Below are 25,787 nucleotides of genomic sequence, written 5' to 3'. Positions count from 1 at the left end.
TTGGCCCAGGCCCCAGCACGGGCGACGCCGCCGACGGCGGAGGATCAGGGGCGGGACGGCCAGGAGGACGGGGCGGGCACCCGGGCCGAGATCGGTCGGCCGGTCAACCGCCGCAGCGCCAGGTAGGCCTCGCAGCCGAGGCAGAGGTCGAACGCGGCGTTGAGGAACGCGGCCGCCAGCGCGACGCCGGTCGCGGTCAGACCGAGCGCCGGCACGCCGGCGAGCAGGCCGATCGCCGCCACCACGGTGCAGGCCAGCCCGACGAGCTGCGCGAACCGCACCGGCGCGACCGGCTCCAGCTCGGTCGGCGGAGCGAGGCGCGGCGCCACGAGCGCGCGGTAGAGCTGGCCGTACGGGCCGAGGCGGGGTCTGGCGGCGGTCACCGCGAAGACGGCCGCCTGGGCCAGCAGCAGCGGGGCGGACGCCGTGATCAGGGCGACGGCGAGGACGACGGTGGTGACGGCGGCGGCGAAGCGCGGCGCGCGAGGGTCGAGCAGCATGGCGGACGTCCGTTTCGGCGGGACCCGCGGAAGGCGGGGGTGACCGGGGAGAGGGGAGAGGCGGCGGGCGGGTCGTCAGGCGGAACGGACCGCGCGACACAGACTCGTCGCCGTCCGGCCGTGGTCCACGATCCGGCGGCGGGTCAGCCACACGCCCCTCACCGCGGCGCCCCGGCGAGCAGCGGCCGGACCGTGGCGACCAGCTCGTCCCGGACGGGCACGCCGGACGCGCGTCGGACGACCCGCCCGTCGGCGTCCACCACCAGCACCGTGGGCGTACGCCACACGTCGAGCGCCCGAACGGCGTCGAGGTGGTGTTCGACGTCGACCTCCAGCAGGCGTACGCCGTCGACGTGGCGCTCGACGTCGTCGAGGATCCGTCGGGTCGCGCGGCAGGGCGCGCAGACCGCGGAGGAGAACTGGACCAGGGTGACGCCTCCGGGGCGTACGCCGAGCGCGGCGAGCACGGCGGCGGTCTCGTCCGCCGGGTGCGCGGGGTGGGTCGCCGCCGCGACGACGCGCAGCCGGCCGTCGCGTCGGCGCCGCCACCAACCGAACGCGGTGGCGAGCGTGAGGACACCCACGACCACCAGCACGCCGGTCAGCGGAGATTGCGCCACGGGGCCAGCCTGCCACAGGGCTGCGGCAACGGATCCGGGCCGCCGGGGTGACGTGCGCCACCGCGTCGCGCTCCCCATAGCGGATCGCCGGGAATCCGCAACCGCAGGCGCGACCGTCCCGCGTGGACCGGTGAAGAGGTTCACACGAACTGGGCGATCGACGCCGACCGTGCCTAACGTCGATCGAGTTCGCGAACGCGGACACCGAGACCGGTAACGCCAAATCCCGCCGCCGGTCGTCGGCATTCGTCAGCCAGGCGGGAGCGGGGGACCCACCGTTCCTCGGTGCCCAGCGCAGGACGCTCGGGGCGCCTCGGGGTGAAGCCGCCACACGCGGCCGGGCACCTCAGCCCGAACCCGACAGCTCACCTCGCCGGCGTGGAGGACGTATCACCATGGCATCTGCGTATCACGCACGACACCGAGCCGTGACCACCCGCCGGGTCGCCGTCGGCACCCTGGCCGCCGGGGCGGTCACCGGCGCCGTCGCCCTCTTCGGCGCCGCGGCCCCCGCACAGGCGGCGGTCAACTGGGACGCCATCGCCCAGTGCGAGTCCGGCGGCAACTGGCACATCAACACCGGCAACGGCTACTACGGCGGGCTCCAGTTCTCGCAGAGCACCTGGAAGGGCTACGGCGGCACCCGGTACGCCGCCCGCGCCGACCTGGCCACCCGTGGCGAGCAGATCGCGGTCGCCGAGAAGGTCCTCGACGGTCAGGGCATCGGCGCCTGGCCGACCTGCGGCAGGAAGGCCGGCTCCACCACGAAGCCGAAGAGCACGACGTCGAAGTCCACGTCGAAGTCGACCGCCACGTCGAAGACCCGGTCGGAGCGGTCGACCGGCGACCGGCGTACCACCACCCCGGCCACCGGTGGGGCGTACGTGGTGAAGCCCGGCGACACGCTGTCCGAGATCGCCGCCGCGCACCGCGTGGCCGGCGGCTGGGAGGCGCTCTACGAGCGCAACCGCAAGGTCGTGGGCGCCGACCCGGGCCTGATCTTCCCGGGTCAGCGGCTCAGCCTCTGACCGACCGCTGACGGTGGCCCCGGCCCGCTGGTTCGCCAACGGGCCGGGGCCACCGTCGTGTCGCGGCTATCCGAAGGAGTGGACGTGGCCGCCGCGGCCCGCGTACGGCGCCCAGCCCCGGCCGGCCAGCGCCTGCGCGCCGTCGGCCACGAAGGCCAGCCAGGCCGCACGCAGCGGCGCACCGCGATCGGTCACCTCCGCCCAGGTCCGCCCCGCGAGCATCGGCGCGCCATCCCAGGCCGCCTCGTCACCGAAGAGCATCGGCAGGTCGCTGCAGTGGCAGGCCCGGTGCGCCGAGGTGGAGCCCGACTCGTCGATCCGGTAGGCGAACACCCGCGCCCCGGCCGCCGCCAACCGCTGGGCGAAGCGCAGGGTGGGGCGGCGGAACACGCGGCGCGTCGCCGCTCCGATCAGCCCCTCCTCGACGGCCCGCCCGAGCAGCGGTACGCGCCGTGACAGCGGCCCGTCCGCCAGGAAGTACGCGATCTCCCGGCGGGTGGTGCCCAGCACCACCTCCAGCCCGTCCGCGCCGGAGCGGGTCGCCTCCTGCCAGCCGCGCAGGTCGGGCAGCGGGTCCACGCCGGCGACCGGCCCGTACGCCGGGACCAGCCCGAACCCGAGTCGCGCGGCGAGGTCCTTTTCGGCGGCCCGCTGGGCGGTGACGATCTCGGCCGGCGACGCGTCGTGCGGGTCCCGGTCGAGCCGCGCGAGGAACCGCTGGGCCACCCGACCGGCCGTGGTCGGGTCGCCGAGCCCCAGGCCGAGCGGGGGGCTCTGCAGCACGGCCCGGCGGAACAGCGACCGGGCCTGCGCCACGCCCAGCAGGCAGGCGAGCGAGTGGGCGCCGGACGACTGCCCGATCACGGTCACGTTCTCCGGGTCGCCGCCGAGATGGGCGGCGTTGTCGCGGACCCAGCGCAGCGCCTCGATCTGATCGCGCAGCCCGAGGTTGCCGGGGGAGACGCCCGGGGCGTACAGGTAGCCGAGCGCGCCGAGCCGGTAGGTCACGCTCACCACGACCACGTCGCCCTCACGGGCGAGCCGGTCGGTGCGGTACCGGTCCCAGGAGCCGGCGCCGGAGCGGTACGACCCACCGTGCAGCCAGACCACCACCGGTCGGTGTCGGGCGTCGGCCGCCGGGGTGACGATGGTCAGGTTGAGGCAGTCCTCCGACTCGACCCCCACCTCGGACCGGCCGCCCGTCGCCGTCGAGCGGGTGGGCGGCTGCGGGCTGACGCCGCCGTGCCGGCGCGCGTCGCGTACGCCGGACCAGGGTCGCTCGGGCACCGGCGGGGCGAAGCGGTCCGCGGTCGCGTAGCGCACGCCCCGCAGGATGGTCAGCCCGTCCGCGCGCTCGCCGCGCAGTGTGCCCCCGCGCACGGTGACCAGGACGTCCGTCCCGTCGACGGGCTCCGGGGCGGGCGCAGCGCCCTCGACGGCGACGCCGTCCTGAGTGAACGACCCGGACGTCACGGGCGACCCTGCCTTCCGTCGGCACCGCCACCGTCGCCCGACCGGGGGCGGTGACGGCCCCGCCGGGCAGACGGGGCCGGGCCACGGTAGCGCCGGCCGGGGACGCCCGACCAGCGGCGTCGCGCCGACGAGACGTACGCCATCGGGCCCTTCGGTCAGAAGAGGGTCAGCGGCCCGACGGGGATCGGCTCGGGCAGCGGAAGCAGACCGGGTACGCGGTCGCGGACCTCGTCGTGGAAGCGGCGGGCGAGCACGGGCGCCTCGGCGTTGTCGGGGGTGTGCACGAAGACGGTCGGCGACCGGCCCTCCCGCAGCCACCCGGCCACCACGTCGATCCAGTGCTGCCAGCCCTCGACCGTCTCGGCGGTGGCGTCGCGCCCGAGGTAGCGGACGATCGGTCGGTCGGTGCGGGCCCGGGTGCGCAGCGGCATGCGGGGCTTCTTGGTCCAGGCGTCCCGTTCGGCGTCGCTGGTCGGTGGGGTGCGGAAGAACGCGGTGGTGTCGAAGGGGATCCACTCGGCGTCGACGGTGGCCAGGGCCTCTTCGAGCAGCCGGGCCGCGGTGGCGTCGGTGAAGAAGGCGGGATGGCGGACCTCGACGGCGTACCGGTGGGCGGCGGGGAGCCTGCGGAGGAAGCCGGCGAGCACGGGCACGTCGGCCGGGGCGAACGAGCCGGGCAGTTGCAGCCAGAGGGCGTGGGCCCGTGGCCCGAGGGGTTCGATCGCGTCGAGGAAGGCGTGCAGGGGCTCGGCGGCGTCGCTGAGCCGGCGCTCGTGCGTGACGGCCTTGGGCAGCTTGAGGACGAACCGGAAGTCCGGGTCGGTCTGCGCCGCCCAGGACGCGACGGTGTCCCGGGACGGGGTCGCGTAGAACGTGGTGTTCCCCTCGACCGCGGTGCACCAGGCCGCGTAGTGCCGCAGGCGTTCGTGCGCGGGCAGCGGGTGGGCCAGCAGGCGACCCGGCCACGCCCGGTGGGTCCACATCGCGCATCCCACGTGCAGCCGCATCTCGCCCCTCCCGTCCGCGCGGTCGTCCCGGGCCGTCGTCGGTCGCCCGGGGCCGTCGTCCGTTCGGGGGTCGTCGTCGCCGGGCTGGTCCGGCACGTCGGCCGCAGCGGACACCGTAGCGGGCGACGGCGGGGGACGGCCGCGGCGGCTCCCCGCCGTTCGACGGGTGCGCGGATGCTTGACGCGCTGCTGGGAGCGCTTCAAGATCAGGTCGGTCGGCCCAGGTAAGCGGCCGTAGGGGGATGCGGGGGGCGACGTGCTGGGCGCGTTCGGGCTGACGAAGCCGCAGGAGAAGGTCTACCTGGAACTGGTCGGGGGCCGACCGGGCACCGCCGCCGAGCTCGCCGAACGGCTGACGCTCGGTGCCGGCGAGGTCGAGGAGTCGCTGGCCGGGCTCGCCCGGTTCGGGCTGGTCCGCCTGGTCGCCGGCCGCGCCGAGGCCGCACCGCCCGACCTGGCCATCGACTCGCTGCTGACCCAGCGCGTCCGCGAGCTGGAGGAGGCGCGCACCGGCCTGGGGGAGTGGTTGCGGCGGCGGCGTGCGGCCGACCCGGTGGACCACGGCGTGCAGATGGTGGTCGGGGTTCCCGCGATCATGCAGGCGTTCGACCAGTTCCTGCGCGGCGCCCAGGAGGAGGTGCTCGGCTTCGAGTGCCCGCCGTACGCGGCCGATATGAACGACAATCCGACCGAGCTGGAGCTGCTGGGCCGGGGGGTGGGCTTCCGCGTGGTGTACGACCGGCGCGCCCTGGAGCGGCCCGGCGCGTCCGCCCACATCGGGCGGTTCCTGGCGGCCGGCGAGCAGGCGCGGGTCGCGGTGAACGTGCCCGGCAAGCTGGCCGTCGCCGACCGGCGGATCGCCCTGCTCTCGTTCCCGGGCCGCACCGAGAGCGCCGAGCCGTGGGCGCTGATGGTGCGGGGCGAGACCTGGGTGGAGGTGCTCGTGGCGCTCTTCACCGAGGTGTGGGACCGGGCGACGCCGCTGCGGCTGGCCCCGTCCAGCACCGTGCTCGACGACGTCGACCGTTGGGCGGTGCCCACGCCGACGGACCTGCGGATCCTGTCCCTGTTGATGACCGGGTTGCCGGACAAGGCCGTCGCCTCCCAGCTGGGCATCTCCCTGCGTACCGTCCAGCGGCGGCTGCGGCAGTTGATGGACGTGACGGGCAGCGCGACCCGGATGCAGCTGGGCTGGTACGCCGCCCGCAACGACTGGCTCTGAACCGGGGCCGGTGGGCGCCGCCGGCCCGGCGCGGGCCGGCGGCGCCCCCGGATCACCGGGTGACCGTGACGGTGACGGTGACGGGCGTGGATCCGCCCTTGGCGCCGTTGTTGGTCACCAGCAGCGTCGCCGCGTACCGGCCCGGGGTCAGGCCGGTGGTGTCGACCGTGATGGTCAGCTGCTGCTTCGCCCCCGGCTCCACCTGCCCGGAGGCGGCGGCGGAGAGCCACGGCACGTCGCTGTACGCCGGCAGCGACCCGTCGACGTGGTAGACCTTCGCGCGGTACGGGCGGTTGGTGGCTCCGGCGAGCACCCACAGGTTGCCCTGCTCGTCGAGGTCCAGGCCGGCCCCGGTGAGCGGGTTGGGGTCGGGGTCGGGCACCGAGGCGAGGGCCTGGCACGTCTGCGGGTCGAGCGCCCAGATCGACTCCTTGGAGTCCTGGTTGATGCCCCACAGCACGTTGTGCTTCTCGTTGAGCGCCAGCCCGGTGATCCACGGGATCGACGGGGTGCACTCGTCGAGCACCGCACCCGGCTGCGGGTGGGACAACCCGGCGAGGTGCTTAATCTTCCCGTCACCGGCCGCCAGGTAGAAGGTGTCGTCCGAGGCGCGGTGCGCGAGCCCGTAGGAGAGCTTGTCCGCCCACGGCCCGGTGATGGTCTCCTTCACCTCCAGGGTGTCCGGGTCGAAGCAGACGATCGGCAGGTCCCCGATGAACGTCATCTTCGGCGCGCACATCAGGTCCCGGGCCGCCACGTACGCCATGTCCGACGGCCAGCCGCCGATGTCCAGCACGCCCTTGCCGAGCGACCGACCGTCGGTGGAGAACTTCTGGAGCTGACCGAACAGGTACGAGTTGGAGACGATGAGCTCGCCGTTGCGGTACCCGACCCCGAACGCGTTGTAGAGGTCCGGCGTGGCGAACGAGCTGAGCACCTTGCCCGGTACCCCGGTCGGCGGGGTCGGCGAGTTGATCTCCCGAGCCAGCCAGGTGGCCGGCAGGTCACCCTTGTTGGTCAGGGTCACCGTCGCGGTCTTGGTCGTCCCGGCCCGCGCGCTCACCTCGACCGCGTCCCGGTTGGCCAGCAGCAGCGGCGTACGCAGCGCCAGGTCCTGCTTGCGCACCTTCGTCTCGGCGATCGTCACGGCGGTGGCCGGCAGCTCGTAGCCGGGCTGCAGGGCGCTCAGCGAGGCCTCACCGGCCGGCGCCTCCAGCTGGTAGAAGCCGTCGGCGTCGGTGACCGCGGTGACGGGCTGGCGGGCGTCCGGCGACTCGACGCGCACGGTGGCGCCGGCCAGCGGCTGGCGGTCGTTCGCGTCGCGGACCGTGCCGCGCAGCAGGCCCCGGCCCGGCACCCGGAAGGTGACGGCGGTGGCCTCGTCGAGCACCGCCTCGTCCCGGGAGTACGTCACCGCGTCCCGGCCGGTGGCGTCCTCGATGCCGACCGTCGCCGACCCGCCGGCCGCCGCCGACCCGTCGCCGAGCTTGCGGTACTGGATGGTCACGGTGCCGTTCTCGCTGAGCCGCACCTGAACATCGACCCGGGTCTTCGGCGCGCTCTTCAACGCGGCCCGGGTCCAGCTGACCACGAACTGGCGGTTCATGCCGCTGCCGGTCGTCTTCGTCCGCACCGTCGAGGCGTGGTCGAGGACCAGGTCGTCCCAGAACGCGTAGACGGCCGCGGCCGGTACCGCCGGGGCGGGCAGCGGACCGTTGTCGCCGACCGAACCGGCCGAGTCGGCGCCGAAGGTCAGGTAGCCGTCGGTGTGCACGGCGATCCGGTCGTACGTGGTGCCGTAGAACGTCATCGGGAACGGCAGCTCGACCGCCCGGCCGGCGGTGTCGCCGGTCAGCGGCAGCACCGCGCCGCCGTCGACCCACGAGGCGCGGGCGATCCCGGCGGTGTAGCCGTGCCGGTCGGCCTTGGCGGCCAGCGCCACGTCCACCGTCTCCGGCCCGTCCACCGTCACCGCGACCGTCTTCGGCGCGAGCCAGCGGCCGTACTCGACCCGCAGGTCGTAGTCGGCCTCCGGCAGCATGCCGGTGTAGCGGCCGTCCTTGCCGGTCACGAAGCCGGGGAACGTCTCGTCGGCGAGGGTCACGTGGGCCCCGGCGACCGGCTTGCCGGCCGGGTCGGTGACCCGTCCCGCGACCGGCTGCCAGGGGGCGGACTCGGACAGGTCCAGGGTGAGGTTGACGGTCCCGCTGGTCGACACGCTGATCGTGCGCCGCTGCGTACGCTGCGCGAAGAACGTCGCCGTCAACGTGTAGTCACCGGCGGGGACCCGGCCGAGCTGCACGGTGCCCCGCGCGTCGGTGCGGGCGGTGCGGGTGACCAGCTCGGAGGTGAGGGTGATCCGCGCGCCGGCCAGCGGGTTGCCGCCACCGACGGCGTGCACCACGACGCCGCCGAGCTGCGCCGTCGACGCCTGCGTCACCAGGTCGTACGCGTCCAGGCGGCCCTCGCCGTAGACGTTGTTGTCGGCCGCCGTGCCGCCGCACTGGAGGTCGGCGACGTCGTGCGCGGTGCGGTCGAGCAGTTCCCGGGTGCCGACCAGGTCCCGGCGCAGGTTCGGCACCGCCGACCAGGCCAGCGCGATCGCGCCCGCGACGTGCGGCGCGGCCATCGAGCTGCCGTCCATCAGGCCGTACTCGCCACCGGGCAGGGTGGACAGGATGCGCACGCCCGGCGCGGTGATGTCCGGTCGCACCGCGCCGTCGCGGCCCGGGCCACGGCTGGAGAACGCCGCGACCGTGCCGGCGGAGTCGGTGGCGCCGACCGCGTACGCCAGCGGGTTGCTGCCCGGGTAACCGGCGGTGCCGCACGGGTCGTCGGCCTCGTCGGCCTCGTTGCCGACCGCGAAGACCGGGAAGATGCCGGCCGCCACCCAGGTGTCGATGATCTGGTCGTAGAAGCTGTTGCCGTCGTCGACGCCGCCCCACGAGTTGTTCACGATGTCCGGTGCCAGGTCCGGGCGGGGGTTGTTGCCGTCGCGGTCGGTCGGCGCGAGCATCCACTGGCCGGCGGCGAGCAGGCTGTCGTTGGTGCAGTAGCTGGCCTCGCAGCCCTTGGCGGCGATCCAGGTGGCACCCGGGGCGACGCCGGTGACGTGGCCGGCACCGTCGTCGCCGAGCACCGACCCGATGGTGTGCGTGCCGTGGCCCTGGTTGTCGCACGGGGTGCCGTACAGGCAGAACCCGGTCGGATCGAACCAGTTGTAGTCGTGGGTGAAGGTGCCGTCGCCGTTGTTGCCGCGGTACTGGCGCACCAGCGCGGGGTGGTCGTACTGCACCCCGGAGTCGAGGCTGCCGACGACGACGCCCTCACCGCGCGCGCCGTACTCGTTCCACACCTTGTCGGCGCCGACCGAGGTGAGGTTCCACAGCAGACCGGGGTCGGCCGCCGCGCCCGCCGTGCGGACCGGCTCCGTCAGCGTCATCGCGCCGATCGGGGTGATCCGGGTGACGTCGGAGCGGCGGGCCAGCTCGGTCACCAGGTCCAGGCCGCCGGTCACCTCGACGACGTTCGCGATCCAGTACGGGGTGAAGGTGGCGTGCCGGTCCCGCAGCAGCGACCGCAGCCCCCGCTGGGCCTGCTCGGCCTGCGCCACCTTGGTCTCGTAGACCCGCTTGGTGCGGGCGACCCGACCGGCCCGGCCGGCGGCGGAGCGCTCGACGCGGTCCAGCTCGGCCTGGTCCAGCCGCGCCTCGCCGGCCACCTCCACGAAGAAGCGGGTGCCGGTGCCGGTGCGCGCCGCCGCCAGCACCTGGGGGTCCACCTTGCGCAGCGGGTCCGCCGCGGCGGCGTTCGGCGCGACGACGGTGGGCGCGGCGGCCGCCGCCGGTGTGGGCAGCGCTATCAAAGCGGCCAGCGCCGCGGCGACGCCGGCCGTCACACGGGTTGTCCCGTGCCTGGATCTGAACATGACGACTTCCTCCTCCGGGCGGTCGCCGAGGAGCCGGCGCCGCCGTCGAGGATTCTCAGTCGCCCGGTGCCCGGTTGATCGTCTCGATCCCTGGCGGAGCACGGACATGGCGGATCTCCGCCACCTCCGGTTGGCCGCGTCGACATCCCCCCGTCATTGCCGTCACACAGGGGTAATCCGATCGTCATACGACGACGGGCCGCCCGGGTCGGTGAACCCGGACGGCCCGTCGTGGCGGGGCGCGGACCGCCGGCGCTCGGCCGGCCGAGGAGGAGTGGACGTCAGCCGCGCGAGCGCGGCAGGCAGCACTTCTTGTACTTGAGGCCGGAGCCGCACCAGCAGGCGTCGTTGCGCTCCGGCGGCCAGGAGATCTTCACGTCGGGGCGGGCGGCGAGCTCGCCCGCGTAGTCCGTGCGGATCTTCGGGTCCGTCGGCTCACCGCCGCGCCGGCCGGCGAGCCCGGTCAGCCCGTCCACGGTGGCGGACAGCACGCTCAGCCCGGCCCGGCCGGTGTTGGTCAGGCGGACCAGTTCCCGCTCCAGCCGGGCCCGGTGCGCGTCCCAGTCCGGCCCGTACGTGTCGGTCAGGCCGGGCTGCTCGGACAGCAGGCGGTCGAACTCGGCGCGGGGGAAGAAGAGCAGGTCGGACTCGCCGCCCTGGTTCTCGGCGGCCCGGCGCAGGAGCTGGTTCTCCAGCCGGTCGGCCAGGTCGTCGTGCCGGTCGTGCGGCAGGTTCAGGTTGCGGCGCACCCGGTGCCGCTGCTGCAGCAGGAAGAAGAGGACGCCGGGCGCCTCCGGCGGCCCGACCTCCACGGTCGGCTCGGCGGCGGGCACCGTCTGCCCGGGCTCGGCGGCCGGGGTGGCGCGCTGGCCGAGCAGGGTCTCGACGGCTTCGCTGAGCCACTCGTCGGCGGTCCTCGACAGGTTTCCGGCGTCCAGGGCGGCGCTCACGTAGGAGGGCGCCTCGGGCTGCTCGGTGAGCAGCGGACGCAGCGCGGTGAGCTCCGCCAGCGCCTCGTCGTCGCGGCCGCCGACCCGGAACATGATCCGGGCGCGCAGGGCGCGGGCGAAGCCGGCGCTCGGGTCGTCGGTGGTCGGATACGCGGCGACGGCCCGGTCGGCGTAGCGCAGGGCGGCGTCGAGCCGGGCCCGGACCTCGGCGATCTCCGCGGCCAGGGTGAGCGCGTCGCCGGCGTCGCCGGGCTCCGCGAGGCGGCCGGTCTCGACCGCGTCGGCGAGGTCGGCGGCGACGCCGAGCGGGTTGGCCGTCCCGAGCGCCGTACGGCGCAGGTCGGCGATGTCGGCGCTGGTGATCACGTTCTTCGTCGGCACGGTCTCACGGTACGTCGGCGCCGGGCCGTAGCACCGGCTGATCACCTGTTACGCCGATCTCAGCGGGGGTTCGGGTGCCGGACGGCATGCCGGTCGGGCGGCGCGGGCGTCAGCGGATGTGGCGCAGCAGCGCGGCGACCGCCGGCGGTGGCTCACCCGCCGGGCGGACCACCCGCACGGTCCAGAACGGCGCGTGGTCGGCGAACCGCCGTGTGGTGAGGTCGGGGAAGCGGGCGGCGATCGACTCCGGCATGACACACACCCCCAGGTCGCGGCGGACGAGGTCGGCCGCGGTCAGCAGGTCGTTGACCTCGAAGGTGGTGCTCCGGTCGACCCCGGCGGCGCGGAAGGCACGGTCGACGGCGTGTCGGATCGCCCAGCCGGCGGTGAAGTCCACGAGGGGCAGCCGGGCCACCTCGGGGACGGTCACCGGGCGGTCGTCGGGCAGGGCGCCGGTCGCCGCGGTGACCAGCACCATCTCCTCCTCGAAGAGCAGGCGGGTGGTCAGGCCGCGCGGCTGCGGCTGGTCCAGCGCGACGATCGCCAGGTCGAGGGCGCCGTCGCGCAGCGACGGCCCGATCGTGTCGGCGGGTGCCTGCCGGAGCCGGATCAGCACGCCCGGGTGCTGCTCGTGGAAGGCGGCCAGTGCCTCGTCCAGGGCGGTGAACACGCCCTGCATGACGCCGACGCGCAGCTCGCCGCCCAGCTCGCCCTTGGTGAGGTCGACGGCGACGCGGACCTGTCGGGCGGCGTGCAGGGCGGTCCGGGCCGCCGACACGAACGCCTGGCCGGCCGCGGTCAGGGAGACCCGGTGGGTGGTCCGGTGAAACAGCTGGACCCCCAGCTCGCGCTCCACCGCCCGGACCGTCCCGGAGACGGCGGACTGCACGACGTGCAGCCGTCGGGCGGCGGCGCTGAACCCGCCCTCCTCGGCGACCGCGACGACGTACTCCATCTGCCGGAGGTCCATGGCACCGTCCCTGTGCTATCTCCGGAAGAGATTACCGTCATCTCAAGCTATCTCCCAGCGCCGGGAAGCAGCTCCGGACGTCGGCTGTTGGCCCAGGTCGGAACGCACCGTGCGACCGCCCGACCGGTGCCGAGCAAGGAGCAGGGAACACATGACGACCGACGTCCACCGACTGCCGGACCGCACCGGCGCACCCGCCCCGACCGATGCGGCGCCACGGCGCCGGGTCCGCCACGGTCGGGGCTTCTGGCTGCTGGCGTACGGCTTCGCCGTGATGATGGCGTTCTCCGCCGCGCCGACCCCCCTCTACGTGCTCTACCAGCAGCGCGACGGGTTCGGGCCGTTCACGGTGACGCTGGTCTTCGCCGCGTACGCCGTCGGCGTCGTGGTCAGCCTCTTCACCGTCGGTCACCTCTCCGACCAGGTCGGGCGGCGACGCCTGCTGCTGCCGGCCGTGGCGCTGAACATGCTGGCCGGCGTGGTGTTCCTGCTGCCGGGCGTCCCGGGGGTGCCGGCGCTGCTGGTGGCGCGGTTCATCTCCGGGATCAGCATCGGCGTGGTGACCGCCACCGCCACCGCGTACCTCACCGAACTGCACGCCGCGGCGCGGCCCGACGCCTCCCGTCGGCGGGCCGACCTGGTCGGCACGGCCGCCAACATCGGCGGTATCGGGTTGGGGCCGCTGCTGGCCGGCCTCCTCGCCGAGTACGCCCCCCACCCGCTGACCACGCCGTTCGTGGTGTTCGAGGTGCTGCTGGCCCTCGGGTTGATCGGTGCGGCGCTGCTGCCGGAGACGGTGTCCCGCGTGCCGCTGCGCTACCGGCCGCAGCGCGTGGCGGTGCCGGCGGCGTCGCGCCGCAGGTACCTCGCCGCGTGCGCCACCGGATTCGTCTCCTTCGCCGTCTTCGGCCTGTTCACCTCGCTGGCCCCCGGCTTCCTCGTCGGCACCCTCCACCAGCGGTCCCACGCGGTCGCCGGGCTGGTCGCCTTCGCGGTGTTCGCGTCCGGCGTCGCCGGCCAGGTGCTCACCCTGCGGTCGGCCCTCGGGCGCCAGCTGCGCATCGGGCTCGCCCTGCTCGCCGCGGGGCTGGGCACCCTCGTCGCCGGGGTGTGGCTCCCGAGCCTCGCGCTCTTCGTCGTCGGCGGGGTGCTCAGCGGCGCCGGCGCCGGGGCGGTCTTCAAGGGCTCCGTCGCCACCGTGTTCACGGTGGCCGAGACGGGTGCTCGCGGCGAGGCGCTCGCCGGGCTGTTCCTCGGTGGCTACGTCGGACTGGCGGTGCCGGTGCTCGGCCTCGGCCTGGCCACCCAGCACCTGTCGCCGCGCAGCGCGCTGATCGGCTTCGCCGCCGTCCTGCTGGCGCTGCTCGTCGTGGCCGTCCGGCCGCTGCTCGCGAGGCCCACACAGACCGGTGAGGTGTGAACGGCGGCGGCGGTCAGCCGTCGATGCGGGTGATGTTGCGGATCTTGTTGGAGGCGTCCAGGGCGGCGACCTTGTACGCCTCCGCGAGCGTCGGGTAGTTGAACACGGTGTCGACGAGGTAGTCGACCGTGCCGCCGCACCCCATCACCGCCTGCCCGATGTGGACGATCTCGGTGGCGCCGGTGCCGAAGACGTGCACACCGAGCAGCCGGCCGTCCTCCGGTGAGACGAGCAGCTTCAACATGCCGTACGAGTCGCCCACGATCTGGCCGCGGGCCAGCTCCCGGTAGCGGGCGATGCCCACCTCGAACGGCGTGGAGCTCTCCGTCAACTGCTCCTCGGTCTGCCCGACGAAGCTGATCTCCGGGATGGTGTAGATGCCGATCGGCTGCAACCCGTGCATCTCGCGTACCGGCTCGCCGCAGGCGTGCTGCGCCGCCAGCCGGCCCTGCTCCATCGACGTGGACGCCAGCGCCGGGAAGCCGATCACGTCGCCGACCGCGTAGATGTTGTCGACGGCCGTGCGGTAGTGGGCGTCCACGGGGATCCGGCCGCGCCGGTCGGCCTCCAGGCCGGCCGCGGGCAGCGCCAGGTCGTCGGTCTGCCCCTGCCGCCCGGCGGAGTACATGACGGTGTCCGCCGCGATCTTCTTGCCGCTCTTGAGCAGGCACAGCGCGGCGGTCTGGTGCTTCTCCACCGCCGCCACCTCCTCGCCGAAGCGGAACGTCACGGACAGGTCGCGCAGGTGGTACTTCAGCGACTCGACGACCTCCTCGTCGCAGAAGTCGAGCATCCGGTCGCGGCGCTCCACCACGGTCACCTTGGTGCCGAGGGCGGCGAACATCGACGCGTACTCCATGCCGATCACACCCGCGCCGACCACCACCATGCTGCGCGGCACCGCCTGGAGGTTGATCACCCCGTCGGAGTCCACGATGGTCCGGTCGTCGAAGTCGACGCTGTCGGGCCGGGCCGGTCGGGTGCCGGCCGCGATGATCGCCTTGTCGAACGTCACCTTCGACTCGCGGCCGGAGCCGCCGTCGACCCAGACCGTGTGCGCGTCGGCGAACCGCCCGGTACCCGTGATCATCGCGACCCGGTTGCGGGCCAGCTGGTTGCGGATGACGTCGGTCTGCCGGGTGATCACATGCTGCGTCCGGGCGGCCAGGTCGCTGACCGTGATCTCCTCCTTGACCCGGTAGCTGCTGCCGTAGAGGTCGCGCTGACTCAGCCCGGTCAGGTAGAGCACCGCCTCGCGCAGGGTCTTGGACGGGACCGTGCCGGTGTTGATGCACACCCCGCCGATCATGTCGCGCCGGTCCACGATGCCGACCCGCCGGCCCAGCTTCGCGGCGGCGATCGCGGCCTTCTGCCCACTGGGCCCCGAGCCCAGCACCAACAGGTCGTAGTCATACACGTGGATCAGCGTCGCAAGATGTCGCGGCCGGCGCCAGTGCCCGTCCGGGCAGGCGGTGCGACGCCGAGGTCGCCGCCCGGGGCCGGTGGGCTCGCAGTGGCGACCCGTGTCGACCCGTCAGGGTGTCGGTGGGGTGACCGCGATGATCAGATGGGCGGGCTCGTCGGTGGCGTTGCGGTAGAGGTGGGCCAGGCGCGAGTCGAAGGTGACGGCCTCGCCCGCGGTGATCCGGTACGACTCGCCGCCGATCTCGGCGACGACCTCGCCGCTGACGACGATGGCGCACTCGGTCGACGGGTGGGCCCACGGTTCGGCGGAGCTGGCGTCGCCGGGAGCGAGGTGGGCCTGGAGGACCTCCAGGTCGCCCCGGCCGGGGGTGAGCCGCTCGTAGGTGATCTGGCCCGGGGGCGCGGCCAGCCGGCTCCGGGCGCCGGCTCGGCTGATGTGCACCGGCGGCGCCTCGGGTTCGGTGAACAGCGCCGCGATGGAGGTGTCGAAGACCTGGGCGAGTTTCCGCAGGGTGGCCAGGCTGGGATCGGTCGCGCCGTTCTCGATCTGGCTGAGCAGCGCGGGTGACACGTCGGCGGCTGTGGCGAGCTGGCGCAGCGTGAGCGAGTGCTGCTGGCGCAGTTCCCGGAGCCGGTCACCGAGCATGTGGTCCTCGTTCCGAAACAGTGAGGGTGAAAATGTTTGACCAAACTATACGAGCCTGTTTAGCATCGCTGAACGTCAGACCCGTTCTGTTCGGCCGGACTGGACAGGGCGTTTCCTCCCCATCCCACCCTCAGCCGCCGCCACCGAAAACCGATACGCCGCCACCACGCCGCCCGGCTCCCCCGGTGGAGGCGTCCGCCCCGGCCGTCGACGCGGTCCCGCGCCACGTGCCGCGCCATACGAAGGTAGGAACAGCATGTCGGTGTCCCCCCGCCGGCTCCGCGTCGGAGCGCTCGCTCTGGCGACGCTGGCCATCATCTCCACCGGCGCGTGCAGCGCCGGCGGCAGCGGCGGAAACGCGAACGGTGGCACGAAGACCCTCACCGTGAACACGTCGTTCGTGCTCAAGACCCTCGACCCCGGACGGGTCTACGAGGCGACCGGCCTGACCGCCGTCCACGCCCTCTACGACACGTTGCTCACCTTCAAGGGCTCGGACGTCAGCAAGCCCGTGCCGGCCCTCGCCGAGTCGTACGAGGTGTCGCCGGACGCGAAGACGTTCACCTTCAAGCTGCGGTCGGGGGTTACCTTCTCCGACGGCAGCCCGCTCACCGCCGACGACGTCGTCTTCTCGCTCAACCGGCTCAAGAACATCAAGGGCAGCCCCGCCGTCACCGTCAGCGGCCTGACCGTCAGCAAGACCGACGAGAGCACCGTCGTCGTCACCTCCGCCACCCCCGACCCGAACGTGCCGGTCGTGCTGGCGATGCCCTCCACCGGCGTGGTCAACGCCAAGGCGGCGCGGGAACACGGCGCCAAGGACGGCGCCGACGCCGCGCAGGGCGACACCGCGCAGCAGTACCTGGACACCACCTCGCTCGGCAGCGGCCCGTACGTGCTGAAGTCGTACGACCCGTCGTCGCAGGTGGTGCTGGAGGCCAACCCGAAGTACTGGGGCACCAAGCCGCAGTTCGCCCGGGTGGTGCTGCGCAACATGGACGCGCAGACCCAGAAGCTCACCATGCAGCGCGCCCAGGTTGCCGAGATCTCCCTCGACATCTCCGGCAAGCTCCTCGACGGACTGCCGGGCACGCTGCTGACCTCCGGCGTGCAGGACACCGTCTACTTCCTGTTCCTCAACGCCGACCCGGCCGTCTCGCCGGTCGCCGCGAACCCGACGTTCAACCGGGCCCTGCGCGCCGCCATCGACTACCAGGGCGTCGCCGCCCTCTACGGCAAGGGCGCCGCACCCGGCGCCGGGCTGGTCGCCCCCGCCTTCGCCGGCGCGCTGCCCGCCGCCGAGGAGTCCACGCGGGACGTGGCCCGCGCCAAGGCGCTGCTCGCCGAGGCCGGCCTCACCAACCCCACGGTGAAGTTCACCTACCCGGCCATCACCTACAAGGGCGTCGACCTCGGCACGGTCGCCACCAAGGTGCAGGGCGACGCCGCCGAAGCCGGTATCAAGCTGGAGCTGAACCCCCAGCCGCTGACCACCTTCCTCGACGAGATGCGCAGCGGGAAGTCCGCCCTGGGCTTCACCCCGCAGAGCCTCAACTACCCGGTCGCCGACTCGCTGATCAACAACATGGCGCCGGGACAGGCCACCGCGCTGCGCTCCGGCTGGACGCTCGACCGGGCCGACCCGGCCGTCGTCGCCGCCGGCAAGAAGGTCACCGAGACCCTCGACCTGGCCGCCCGCGCCACCGCCATGCAGGAGTGGCAGCGGCTGATGAACGCCTCCTCGCCGTACATCGTGCTGGCCAGCAACTCCTCCATCGTCGTGGCCACCGCCGACCTGACCGGCACCGACTACACCGCCGCCGGCTGGCAGGTCGACCTCGCCGCGGTCGGCCGCAAGTAAGACATGACGACGACAGTGCACACCGGCGAGCCGGGCGCGGTCCCCGAGACCGCGTCCCGGCCCCGCCGGCGGCGCGCCCACCCGCTGCTGGCGTTCCTCGCCAAGCGGGTGGCGATCACCGCCGGCCTGCTGCTCGGCGTCACGGTGGTGACGTTCGGACTGGTCAACGTGGTACCCGGTGACCCGGTCACCGCCAACCTCTCCGACCAGGCGCTCAACGACCCCGCCGCGGTGGCCGCCTTCCGGGAGAAGTGGGGCCTGGACCAGCCACTGTGGGCGCAGTACCTGCACTACCTGGGCAACCTGCTGCACGGCGACCTCGGCACCTCCCAGCAGACCGGCCGCGCCGTGCTCGACGACCTGTTCCAGTACGTCCCCGCGACCCTGGAGTTGGCCATCCCCACCATGGTGCTCGCCCTGCTCATCGGCACCGCGATCGGCATGCTCGCGGCCGTCCGCAACGGCGGGATCGCCGACCAGTTCGTCCGGGTCGGCGCCCTGCTGGGGCTCTCCACCCCGCCGTTCTGGCTGTCCCTCGTCGTGCTCTACGTCTTCTTCTACCAACTGGGCCTGTCGCCCAGCGGCGGTCGCCTCTCCACCGACTTCAGCCCGCCGCCCACGGTCACCGGCATGTACACGGTCGACGCGATGCTCGCCGGCCAGTGGGACGTCGCCTGGGACGCCGCCCAGCACCTGACCCTGCCGGTCCTCGTGCTGACCTCGCTGACAGTGGCGATGCTGGTCCGGTTCGTCCGCTCCGCCATGCTCGAGGTGCTCCAGCAGGACTACATCCGGGCCGCGTACGCCAAGGGCCTGCCGACCCGGGTCGTCCTTCGCCGGCACCTGCTGCGCGCCGGTCTCGTCCCGGTGGTCACCGTGTCCGGCCTGGCCTTCGCCTCGCTGCTGTCCGGCACGGTGCTGGTGGAGAGCATCTTCGGCTGGCCCGGCCTCGGCCAGTACGCCTACCGCAGCGCCACCGCGCTGGACCTGCCCGCGATCCTCGGCGTCAGCCTGTTCGTCGCGCTGGTCTACACGCTGGTCAACCTGACCGTCGACCTGCTGTACGGGCTCATCGACCCGAGGATCCGCCTGTCATGACGACACTCGCACCCGATCCGGTGGCGCCGGACCCGCAGGCGGTGCGCGCGCTGGGCCGGCGACGCTGGCTCGCGCGGCTGCGCGGCGGCCCCACCGCCCGCCCGATCTGGCGGCAGCCGATCGCCGTGGCGGCCCTGGTCCTCCTCGGCGGATGGCTGCTGGTGGCGCTGCTCGCCCCGGTCCTCGCCCCGTACGACCCGCTGCGGCAGAGCCCCGACGCGTACGCGGCCCCGTCGGCGGCGCACTGGTTCGGCACCGACTCGCTCGGCCGGGACGTGTTCAGCCGAGTCCTGTACGGCGCCCGGCTGTCCATCCCGCTCGCGCTGGCCATCGTGTCGCTGGCGCTGCTCGTCGGTGGGCTGCTCGGCCTCGTCGCCGGCTACGTGGGCCGGTTCGTCGACGAGGCGCTGATGCGCCTGACCGACCTGGTCTTCGCGTTCCCGCAGATCATCCTGGCGATGGCGGTGACCGCCGCGTTCGGCCCGAACACCCGCAACGCGGTCCTGGCCCTGGTCATCGTCTCCTGGCCGGTCTACGCCCGGGTCATCCGCGGCGCCGTGCTGAGCATGCGCGGCGACGACTACGTCGACGCCGCCCGGCTGCTCGGCGTCGGACCGGTCCGCGCGCTGCGCCGCGACGTCCTGCCCAACAGCATCGGCCCGGCGATCGTCCTGGCCACCCTGGAACTCGGCAACGCGGTGCTGCTGCTCGCCGCCCTGTCCTTCCTCGGCCTGGGCCCCCGCCCACCCGCCGCCGAGTGGGGCTCCATGGTCGCCCTCGGCGCGCAGGACCTGACCATGTGGTGGGTCAGCGTCTTCCCCGGCCTGGCCATCCTCACCGTCGTCATGGCCTTCAACGTGCTGGGCGACGCCCTGCGGGACCGGCTCGACCCCCGCTACGCGAAGGGACGCTGACATGGCGCCGCTGCTCGACGTCGACTCCCTCGCCGTCACCCTGCCCCACCCGCGCGGGCCGCTGCCGATCCTGCACGACGTGTCGCTGACCGTCGACGAGGGCGAGCTGGTCGGCATCGCCGGGGAGAGCGGCTGCGGCAAGAGCCTCACCGCGCAGACCCTGCTCGGGCTGCTGCCCCCCGGCGCCACGGTCCGCGGCTCCGCCCGCTTCGCCGGCACCGACCTGCTCGGCCTCGACACCCGGGGCTGGCAGCGGGTACGCGGCGCGGGCATCGCCATGGTGTTCCAGGACCCCAGCGCGGCCTTGCATCCGATGCTCACCATCGGCCGGCAGCTCACCGAACACATGCGGGTTCACCTGCGGATGGACCGCCGGGCCGCCACCCGCCGCGCGGTGGAGCTGCTCGATCAGGTCCGCATCCCCGACCCGGAGCGCGCCCTGCGCGCCTACCCGCACCAGTTCTCCGGCGGCATGCGGCAGCGGGCGGCCATCGCCATCGCCCTGGCCGCCCGGCCCCGGCTGCTGATCGCTGACGAGCCGACGACCGCGCTCGACGTCACCGTGCAGGCCGGCATCCTCGCCCTGCTGGACCGGCTGCGCGCCGAGACCGGGCTGGCCGTCGCGTTCATCACCCACGACCTCGGGGTGCTCAGCGCGCTCACCACCCGGGGCTACGTCTTCTACGCCGGGCGGGTGGTGGAGACCGGCCCGACCGGGGCGCTGCTCACCGCGCCCACCCACCCGTACACGGCGGCGCTGCTCGGCGCGCGCCCGCACGGCACCCAGGCCGTCGGGACGCTGCGGCCCATCCCCGGCGGCCCACCCGCCCCCGGCGAGGCGCCGCCCGGCTGCCCGTTCCAACCCCGCTGCGGGTACGCCCAACCGGCCTGCGGGACGGCGCCGCCGCCGCTCGCCCCCGCCGGGCCGGACCGGTCGGTGGCCTGCGTCGTCCGTCCGAGGTTGGAGGTAGCCGCGTGAGCACCACCGGCGTGCTGCGGATCAGCGACGTGGAGGTCGAGTACCGGTCCCGGGGACGGGGCCGGGTGCGGGCCGTCGCCGGGGTCAGCCTGGACGTGCGGCCCGGCCAGGTCGTCGGCCTCGTCGGCGAGTCCGGCTGCGGCAAATCCTCCCTGGCCCGGGTCGCGGTCGGGCTGGCCGCGCCGAGCGCCGGGACCGTCACGTTCGACGGGCGGCCGGTCACCCCGCTCGGGTGGCGGCGCCGCCCCGGCGACCAGGTCGCCCTGCAGATGGTCTTCCAGAACCCGTACGCCTCGCTGAACCCCCGGCGGACGATCGGCGCCCAACTGCTCGACGGCGTGCCGGCCACGGTCACCGGCGCGGCTCGCCGCGACCGCGTCCACGAGCTGCTCGACCGGGTCGGCATGCCGGCCGCCACCGCCGAGCGATATCCGCACCAGTTCTCCGGCGGCCAGCGGCAGCGACTCGCGATCGCCCGGGCGCTCGCCCCGGAACCCCGGATGATCGTCGCCGACGAGCCGGTCACCGCCCTGGACGCCTCGTCGCAGGCCCAGGTCGTCAACCTCCTCGTCGGGCTGGCCCGCGACCTCGACATGGGCATGCTGTTCATCTCCCACGACCTCGCCCTGGTGCACGAGATCGCCGACGTCACTGCCGTCATGTACCTGGGCAGGATCGTCGAGACCGCACCCACCCGCGACCTGTGGCGGTCACCCCGGCACCCGTACACCCGGGCGCTGATCGACGCGGTGCCGCAGATCGGCCCGGCGCCCCGCCTGCCCGCGATCCTGGCCGGGGAGGTGCCCGACCCGGCCAACGCCCCGACCGGCTGCCGGTTCCGTCCCCGCTGCCCGCACGCCTTCGACGCCTGCGTCGACCAGCCACCCACCGCCGACCTGGGCGGCCGTAGCGCCGCCTGCTGGCTCACCGACCCGACGGTGGCACCGACCACCGCCTCCCGCTGAGGATCCCGCCATGCGCCGCCCCACCGAACGTGTCCTGGTCAACCTCGCCCTCTACGACGGCGTCGACGACGCTCTCCAGCCCGACCGGGGCGTCTGGATCGGCGCCGACGGCCTGATCCGCGCCGTCGGGCAGGTCGACGACGTGCTCGCCGAGGCCGGCGACGTCCCCGTGGTCGACCTGGGTGGCGAGCACGTCATGCCGGGCCTGACCAACATGCACGTCCACCTCTCGCTCGGCCTGCCCGGGCACCTCGCCGACACGGTCCACCGCGCCAACCTCGCCGAGTTGGTGCTGCTCATGGCCGACTCGGCCCGGCGCACCCTGCACGCCGGCGTCACCACCGCTCGACTGGTGGGGGAGAGCCGCTACGCCGACTTCGCCCTGCGCCGGGGCATCGAGGCCGGCGCGGTGGACGGGCCCCGCATCTTCACCGCCGGGCACGCGCTGTGCTGCACCGGCGGGCACGGCTGGGAGGCCGACGCCCTGGAGGCCGACGGCGCGGACGGCTTCCGACGCGCCACCCGCGAGCAGATCCGCGCCGGCGCCGACCTGATCAAGGTGTGCATCTCCGGCGGCATCGCCGGCCAGTTCGAGGCGATCGACACCCCGCAGCTGCACGACGACGAGATGGCCGCGGTCATCCAGGTCGCCCACGACTGGGGCCGCAAGGTCACCGCCCACGCCGGCCCGGCGGACTCGGTGCGCCGCGCCGTCGAGCTGGGGCTCGACTGCGTCGAGCACGGCTACGAGCTGACCGACGAGGTCACCCGACTGATGGCCGCCCGCGACGTCTGGTACGTCCCGACCATCGTGGTGAGCCGCTGCGAGCAGTTCTTCCGCGACTCGGGCGTGCCCGGCTGGCTGATGGACCGGGCCCTCGCCGCCGGCCCCCGGCACTGGGAGAGCCTCCAGCACGCCATCCGCAACGGCGTACCGATCGCGCTGGGCAGCGACATGCCGCCGCACGCCGGCTACGACGAGACCAGCGCCACCGTCCGGGAGCTGGAGTTCATGGTGGACGCCGGGATGAGCGTCGCGGACGCGTTGAAGGCCGCCACCGTACGCCCCGCGCAGTGGCTGGGTCAGGCCGACACTCTCGGCGCCGTGGCGGCGGGCCGGCACGCCGACCTGCTCGTGCTGCGCGACGACCCGACCCGCTCGGTCTCCGCCCTGCGCACCCTGCACACCGTGATCAAGGGCGGGGTCGTCTACCGCGACGACCACTGCCGTCTGCGGGAGCCCCGATGACCGGCGTGACCCGCGTCGCCGACGACTACCTCGACGCCCTCGCCGAGCTCGACCCGGACGCGGCCCAGGCGGCCGGGCGTACGCCCGACTCGCTCCTGCCGGACCTCTCCCCGGACGGCTTCGACGCCCGCGCGCGGCTCGCCCGCCGCACCGCGGCGCACGCCGCCACCGCCACCGCCCGCACCCCGGCCGAGCGGGCCCTCGCGGGTGCCCTCATCGACCGGCTGGACAGCGAGATCGACCTGTACGACGCCGGCTTCACCACCCGGCTGCTCGCCCCGCTGGCCACCCCCGTCCACCTCGTCCGGCAGGTCTTCGACTCGCTGCCCCGCGCCGGCGAGGACGACTGGGCCGTCGTCGCCGCGCACCTGCGCGGGGTGCCCACCGCCCTCGACCAGTACGCCGCGACGCTGCGCCGCTCGGCGCGACACGGTCAGCTCGTGGCCCGCCGGCAGGTGCTGGTGGTCGCCGACCAGTGCGCCGACTGGGTCACCACCGACTTCTACGGCCGGTTGGTCGCCGACCGTCCCGGCGGCGCGCTCGGCGCCGCGCTGGAGGGCGGGGCGCGACTGGCCACCGAGGCCACCGCCGCGTTCGCCGCGTTCCTGCGCACCGAGCTGGCCCCGGTCGCGGCCGACGTGGACGGTGTCGGCCGCGACCTCTACCGGGTGACCGCGCGCAGTTTCCTCGGCGCCACCGTCGACCTCGACGAGCTGTACGCGTACGGCTGGGCGGAGCTGCGGCGCACCGCGACCGAGCTGCACGCGGCGGCGGCCGAGTGCGGTCACCCCGACGTGGCGGCCGCGCGGGCCGCCCTGGACGCCGACCCCGCCGGCCGGGTGTCCGTCGGCGCCGCCCTTGAGGAGTGGCTCCAGCGGCGTACGGCCCGGCTGACCGACGCGCTCGACGGCAGCCACTTCGACATCCCGCCCGCCACCCGGCAGGTCCGCTGCCGGATCAGCCCGACCGCCTCCGGCGTCATGTACTACACCCCGCCCGACCCGGGGCTCACCCGGCCCGGCGCGATCTGGTGGTCCACGCCGCCCGGCGAGAGCACCGTCGCGGTGTGGCGGCACGTGGGCACCCTCTGCCACGAGGGGCTGCCCGGCCACCACCTCCAGCACGCTCTCACGTACACCACCGCCGACCTGCACCCGTGGCAGCGCACCCTGTGCCACGTCCACGGGTACGCCGAGGGTTGGGCGCACTACGCCGAGCGGCTCGCCGACGAGCTCGGCCTCTATGACGGCCCCGCCGAACGGCTCGGCATGCTCGACGGCCAGATGTGGCGCGCCGCCCGCGTCGTGGTCGACCTGGGCCTGCACCTCGACCTGCCGATCCCGGCCGGCAACGGGTTCACCGAGGCGCGGCGCTGGACCCCCGACTCCGCCGTGGAGCTGCTCACCCGCGTCGCCGGGCTGGACGCAGCGACCGCCCGCTTCGAGGTCGACCGCTACCTCGGCTGGCCGGCGCAGGCCCTGGCCTTCAAGGTCGGGGCGCGGATGTGGCAGCAGGCCCGCCGTGACGCCGAACGACAGGCCGGCGCCGGCTTCGACCGCAAGCGGTTCCACCACACCGCGCTGGCGCTCGGGCCGATGGGACTGGGCCCGCTGCGCGCCCGCCTCGCCGACCTGTCCCCACCGTCCGCCGCACCCCAGCCCGCCGACCGGAAGTGACCGCGATGACCGACGACCTGACCCGCACCATCAGCGCCATGTACCGGTCGTTGGGCGACCGGCCCGCCTTCGACGCCCACCTGCACCCCGACCTGACGATCTGGGAATCCGACGCCGACGACCTGCTGACCGGGCTGGCGGCCCTGCACGACCTGCGGGACCGGCGGGCGTCGCACCGGTCCGGCCCACCGCCGGTCAGCGTGGCCCCGGAACGGTTCCACGCCGAGAGCTGGGGCGACACCGGTCTCGTGCGGTACGTGCTGCGGGCCCGGCACGGCGACGACCGACCGGACGACTGCTTCCGGGTCACCGACGTGCTGCGCCGCGACGGCGACACCTGGCGGATCGTCCACCACCACGCGGAGGCCGTCCGATGAGCACGATCACCTCGTCGCGCCCGCTGCGGGTCCCCGCCGGAGGGCCGGCGTGAGCGCCGCGCCGCAGCGGCTGGTCGGCCTCGGGCTGCAGTCCGACAAGTCCGCCGACGAGTACGCCGAGCTGGCCGAACTCGCCGAGCGGCACGGCTTCGACGTGCTGTCGGTCTTCGGTGACCTGATGTACCAGCCGCCGCTGTTCCCCCTGATCGTCGCCGCGCGGCACACCCGTCGCATCCGCCTCGGCGCGGCCTGCCTCAACCCGTTCACCCTCCACCCGGTGGAGGTCGCCGGTCAGGTCGCCGCCCTCGACCTCGCCTCGCACGGCCGGGCGTATCTCGGGCTGGCCCGGGGCACGTGGCTCGACCAGGTCGGCGTGCCGCAGGCCCGCCCGCTGCGCCGCATCGCCGAGACGGTCGACGTCGTCCGGCTGCTGCTCGCCGGCGACGACAGCGGCTACCAGGGCCGGGAGTTCACCGTCGCGCCGGGCACCCGGTTGCGTTACACCCCGGCCCGCCCCGACGTGCCCGTCCTCGTCGGCACCTGGGGACAGCGCACCGCCCACTCCGCCGCCGCGTACGCCGCCGAGGTCAAGGTCGGCGGCTCGGCGAACCCGGCGATGGCGGCCACGATGCGCGCCTGGCTGGACGAGGCGGCGCGGGGGAGCGGGCACACCGGCGTGGTGCTGGGCGCGGTCACCGTCGTCGACGAGGACGGCGCGCTCGCCCGCCAGGTCGCTCGCCGGGAGGTGGCCATGTACGTCGCGGTGGTCGCCGCCCTCGACCCCACCGTCGAGGTGGACCCCGAGCTCCTGGCCCGCATCCAGCAACACGTCGGCCGCCGCGAGGACGACCTCGCCGGTGCCCTGATCGGGGACGACCTGCTCGACCTGTTCGCCTTCTCCGGCACCCCCGAGCACGTGGCGGCGCAGGCCGCGGCGGTGTTCGACGCCGGGGCGAGCCGGGTGGAGTTCGGCACCCCGCACGGGCTGACCCCGCACCACGGGATCGACCTGCTGGGCCGGCGGGTGCTGCCGCTGCTGCGCGGCTGACCCGTCACGTCGGGTCCGGCTCCCGGCACCGGCTACTGCGCGAGGTAGCC

General features: G+C 74.3%; 21 protein-coding genes and 1 riboswitch. Of the genes, 12 read left to right on the top strand and 9 right to left on the bottom strand.

Translation table 11 applies throughout. From position 1 onward, the window contains the following. Nucleotides 1-44: 44 nt before the first annotated feature. Together ACIBTV_RS12410 and ACIBTV_RS12405 are read right to left on the bottom strand one after the other, a co-directional pair. Nucleotides 45-500: a DUF4395 domain-containing protein gene (locus tag ACIBTV_RS12410; protein ID WP_396704133.1), complete on the bottom strand. Its 456-nt coding sequence runs from the start codon at nt 498-500 to the stop codon at nt 45-47. A 158-nt stretch (nt 501-658) separates the two neighbouring features. Further along, nucleotides 659-1,120 (bottom strand): TlpA family protein disulfide reductase, encoded by a 462-nt coding sequence (locus tag ACIBTV_RS12405; RefSeq protein WP_396704131.1) that lies wholly within the window; start codon nt 1,118-1,120, stop codon nt 659-661. 207 nt (nt 1,121-1,327) lie between these two features. Then, nucleotides 1,328-1,513: riboswitch (cyclic di-AMP (ydaO/yuaA leader) on the top strand. A 2-nt stretch (nt 1,514-1,515) separates the two neighbouring features. On the opposite strand from ACIBTV_RS12405, the gene ACIBTV_RS12400 reads away from it, so the two are divergent. Continuing rightward, complete coding sequence (locus ACIBTV_RS12400) at nt 1,516-2,148, top strand: transglycosylase family protein (protein WP_396704129.1); 633 nt, start codon at nt 1,516-1,518, stop codon at nt 2,146-2,148. A 66-nt stretch (nt 2,149-2,214) separates the two neighbouring features. Here ACIBTV_RS12400 and ACIBTV_RS12395 read toward each other — a convergent pair whose 3' ends face one another. Continuing rightward, nucleotides 2,215-3,621, bottom strand: a complete 1,407-nt coding sequence (locus ACIBTV_RS12395) for a carboxylesterase family protein (RefSeq protein WP_396704127.1) — start codon at nt 3,619-3,621, stop codon at nt 2,215-2,217. A gap of 155 nt (nt 3,622-3,776) precedes the next feature. Next, nucleotides 3,777-4,604 (bottom strand): DUF72 domain-containing protein, encoded by an 828-nt coding sequence (locus ACIBTV_RS12390; protein WP_396704433.1) that lies wholly within the window; start codon nt 4,602-4,604, stop codon nt 3,777-3,779. A gap of 280 nt (nt 4,605-4,884) precedes the next feature. Here ACIBTV_RS12390 and ACIBTV_RS12385 point away from each other — a divergent pair, with 280 nt between their 5' ends. Further along, nucleotides 4,885-5,850, top strand: a complete 966-nt coding sequence (locus tag ACIBTV_RS12385) for a helix-turn-helix domain-containing protein (protein ID WP_396704125.1) — start codon at nt 4,885-4,887, stop codon at nt 5,848-5,850. A gap of 52 nt (nt 5,851-5,902) precedes the next feature. Here ACIBTV_RS12385 and ACIBTV_RS12380 read toward each other — a convergent pair whose 3' ends face one another. The 3 genes from ACIBTV_RS12380 to ACIBTV_RS12370 all read right to left on the bottom strand — a co-directional run bounded on the left by ACIBTV_RS12380 (nt 5,903) and on the right by ACIBTV_RS12370 (nt 12,079). Beyond that, nucleotides 5,903-9,778 carry a S8 family serine peptidase gene (locus tag ACIBTV_RS12380; protein WP_396704123.1) on the bottom strand — a complete coding sequence of 1,292 codons (3,876 nt, stop codon included), beginning with the start codon at nt 9,776-9,778 and terminating at the stop codon, nt 5,903-5,905. Between the two features lie 281 nt (nt 9,779-10,059). Beyond that, nucleotides 10,060-11,109 (bottom strand): SEC-C domain-containing protein, encoded by a 1,050-nt coding sequence (locus ACIBTV_RS12375; protein WP_396704121.1) that lies wholly within the window; start codon nt 11,107-11,109, stop codon nt 10,060-10,062. 109 nt (nt 11,110-11,218) lie between these two features. Beyond that, nucleotides 11,219-12,079 carry a LysR family transcriptional regulator gene (locus ACIBTV_RS12370; RefSeq protein WP_396704119.1) on the bottom strand — a complete coding sequence of 287 codons (861 nt, stop codon included), beginning with the start codon at nt 12,077-12,079 and terminating at the stop codon, nt 11,219-11,221. 151 nt (nt 12,080-12,230) lie between these two features. On the opposite strand from ACIBTV_RS12370, the gene ACIBTV_RS12365 reads away from it, so the two are divergent. Beyond that, nucleotides 12,231-13,499: an MFS transporter gene (locus ACIBTV_RS12365; RefSeq protein WP_396704117.1), complete on the top strand. Its 1,269-nt coding sequence runs from the start codon at nt 12,231-12,233 to the stop codon at nt 13,497-13,499. Between the two features lie 13 nt (nt 13,500-13,512). Here ACIBTV_RS12365 and sthA read toward each other — a convergent pair whose 3' ends face one another. Together sthA and ACIBTV_RS12355 are read right to left on the bottom strand one after the other, a co-directional pair. Then, nucleotides 13,513-14,916 (bottom strand): Si-specific NAD(P)(+) transhydrogenase, encoded by a 1,404-nt coding sequence (sthA, locus tag ACIBTV_RS12360; protein ID WP_396704115.1) that lies wholly within the window; start codon nt 14,914-14,916, stop codon nt 13,513-13,515. Nucleotides 14,917-15,033: 117 nt separating this feature from the next. Then, the gene (locus ACIBTV_RS12355; protein ID WP_396704113.1) at nt 15,034-15,570 is read right to left on the bottom strand and encodes a cupin domain-containing protein; all 537 of its coding nucleotides are present in this window, start codon (nt 15,568-15,570) and stop codon (nt 15,034-15,036) included. 256 nt (nt 15,571-15,826) lie between these two features. Between ACIBTV_RS12355 and ACIBTV_RS12350 the strand changes: the two genes are divergently transcribed. From ACIBTV_RS12350 to ACIBTV_RS12310, 9 genes are read left to right on the top strand one after another with little or no spacing between them, the layout of a single operon-like run. Next, complete coding sequence (locus ACIBTV_RS12350) at nt 15,827-17,431, top strand: ABC transporter substrate-binding protein (protein ID WP_396704111.1); 1,605 nt, start codon at nt 15,827-15,829, stop codon at nt 17,429-17,431. A 3-nt stretch (nt 17,432-17,434) separates the two neighbouring features. Then, nucleotides 17,435-18,529, top strand: coding sequence for an ABC transporter permease (locus ACIBTV_RS12345; RefSeq protein ID WP_396704109.1), 1,095 nt, complete (start codon nt 17,435-17,437; stop codon nt 18,527-18,529). Next, on the top strand, nt 18,526-19,443 hold the full coding sequence (locus ACIBTV_RS12340; protein WP_396704107.1) for an ABC transporter permease: 918 nt from the start codon (nt 18,526-18,528) through the stop codon (nt 19,441-19,443). The genes ACIBTV_RS12345 and ACIBTV_RS12340 overlap by 4 nt, the downstream gene beginning before the upstream one ends. Before the next feature lies 1 nt (nt 19,444). Continuing rightward, on the top strand, nt 19,445-20,422 hold the full coding sequence (locus tag ACIBTV_RS12335; protein ID WP_396704105.1) for an ABC transporter ATP-binding protein: 978 nt from the start codon (nt 19,445-19,447) through the stop codon (nt 20,420-20,422). Next, complete coding sequence (locus ACIBTV_RS12330) at nt 20,419-21,387, top strand: ABC transporter ATP-binding protein (protein WP_396704103.1); 969 nt, start codon at nt 20,419-20,421, stop codon at nt 21,385-21,387. Before ACIBTV_RS12335 ends, ACIBTV_RS12330 begins: the two co-directional genes overlap by 4 nt. A 10-nt stretch (nt 21,388-21,397) precedes the next feature. After that, nucleotides 21,398-22,636, top strand: coding sequence for an amidohydrolase family protein (locus ACIBTV_RS12325; RefSeq protein ID WP_396704101.1), 1,239 nt, complete (start codon nt 21,398-21,400; stop codon nt 22,634-22,636). Then, the gene (locus ACIBTV_RS12320; RefSeq protein ID WP_396704099.1) at nt 22,633-24,312 is read left to right on the top strand and encodes a DUF885 domain-containing protein; all 1,680 of its coding nucleotides are present in this window, start codon (nt 22,633-22,635) and stop codon (nt 24,310-24,312) included. The genes ACIBTV_RS12325 and ACIBTV_RS12320 overlap by 4 nt, the downstream gene beginning before the upstream one ends. Nucleotides 24,313-24,317: 5 nt before the next feature. Continuing rightward, entirely contained in the window at nt 24,318-24,689 is a 372-nt protein-coding gene (locus tag ACIBTV_RS12315; protein ID WP_396704097.1) for a nuclear transport factor 2 family protein, read from the top strand. A 49-nt stretch (nt 24,690-24,738) separates the two neighbouring features. Next, complete coding sequence (locus ACIBTV_RS12310) at nt 24,739-25,737, top strand: LLM class flavin-dependent oxidoreductase (protein WP_396704095.1); 999 nt, start codon at nt 24,739-24,741, stop codon at nt 25,735-25,737. Nucleotides 25,738-25,787 lie beyond the last annotated feature (50 nt).

The organism is Micromonospora sp. NPDC049366 (assembly GCF_044466625.1).
Taxonomy (GTDB): Bacteria; Actinomycetota; Actinomycetes; order Mycobacteriales; family Micromonosporaceae; genus Micromonospora.
Note: the sequence above shows the minus strand (reverse complement) of the source record. Positions and strands in the feature narration are given on the sequence as shown.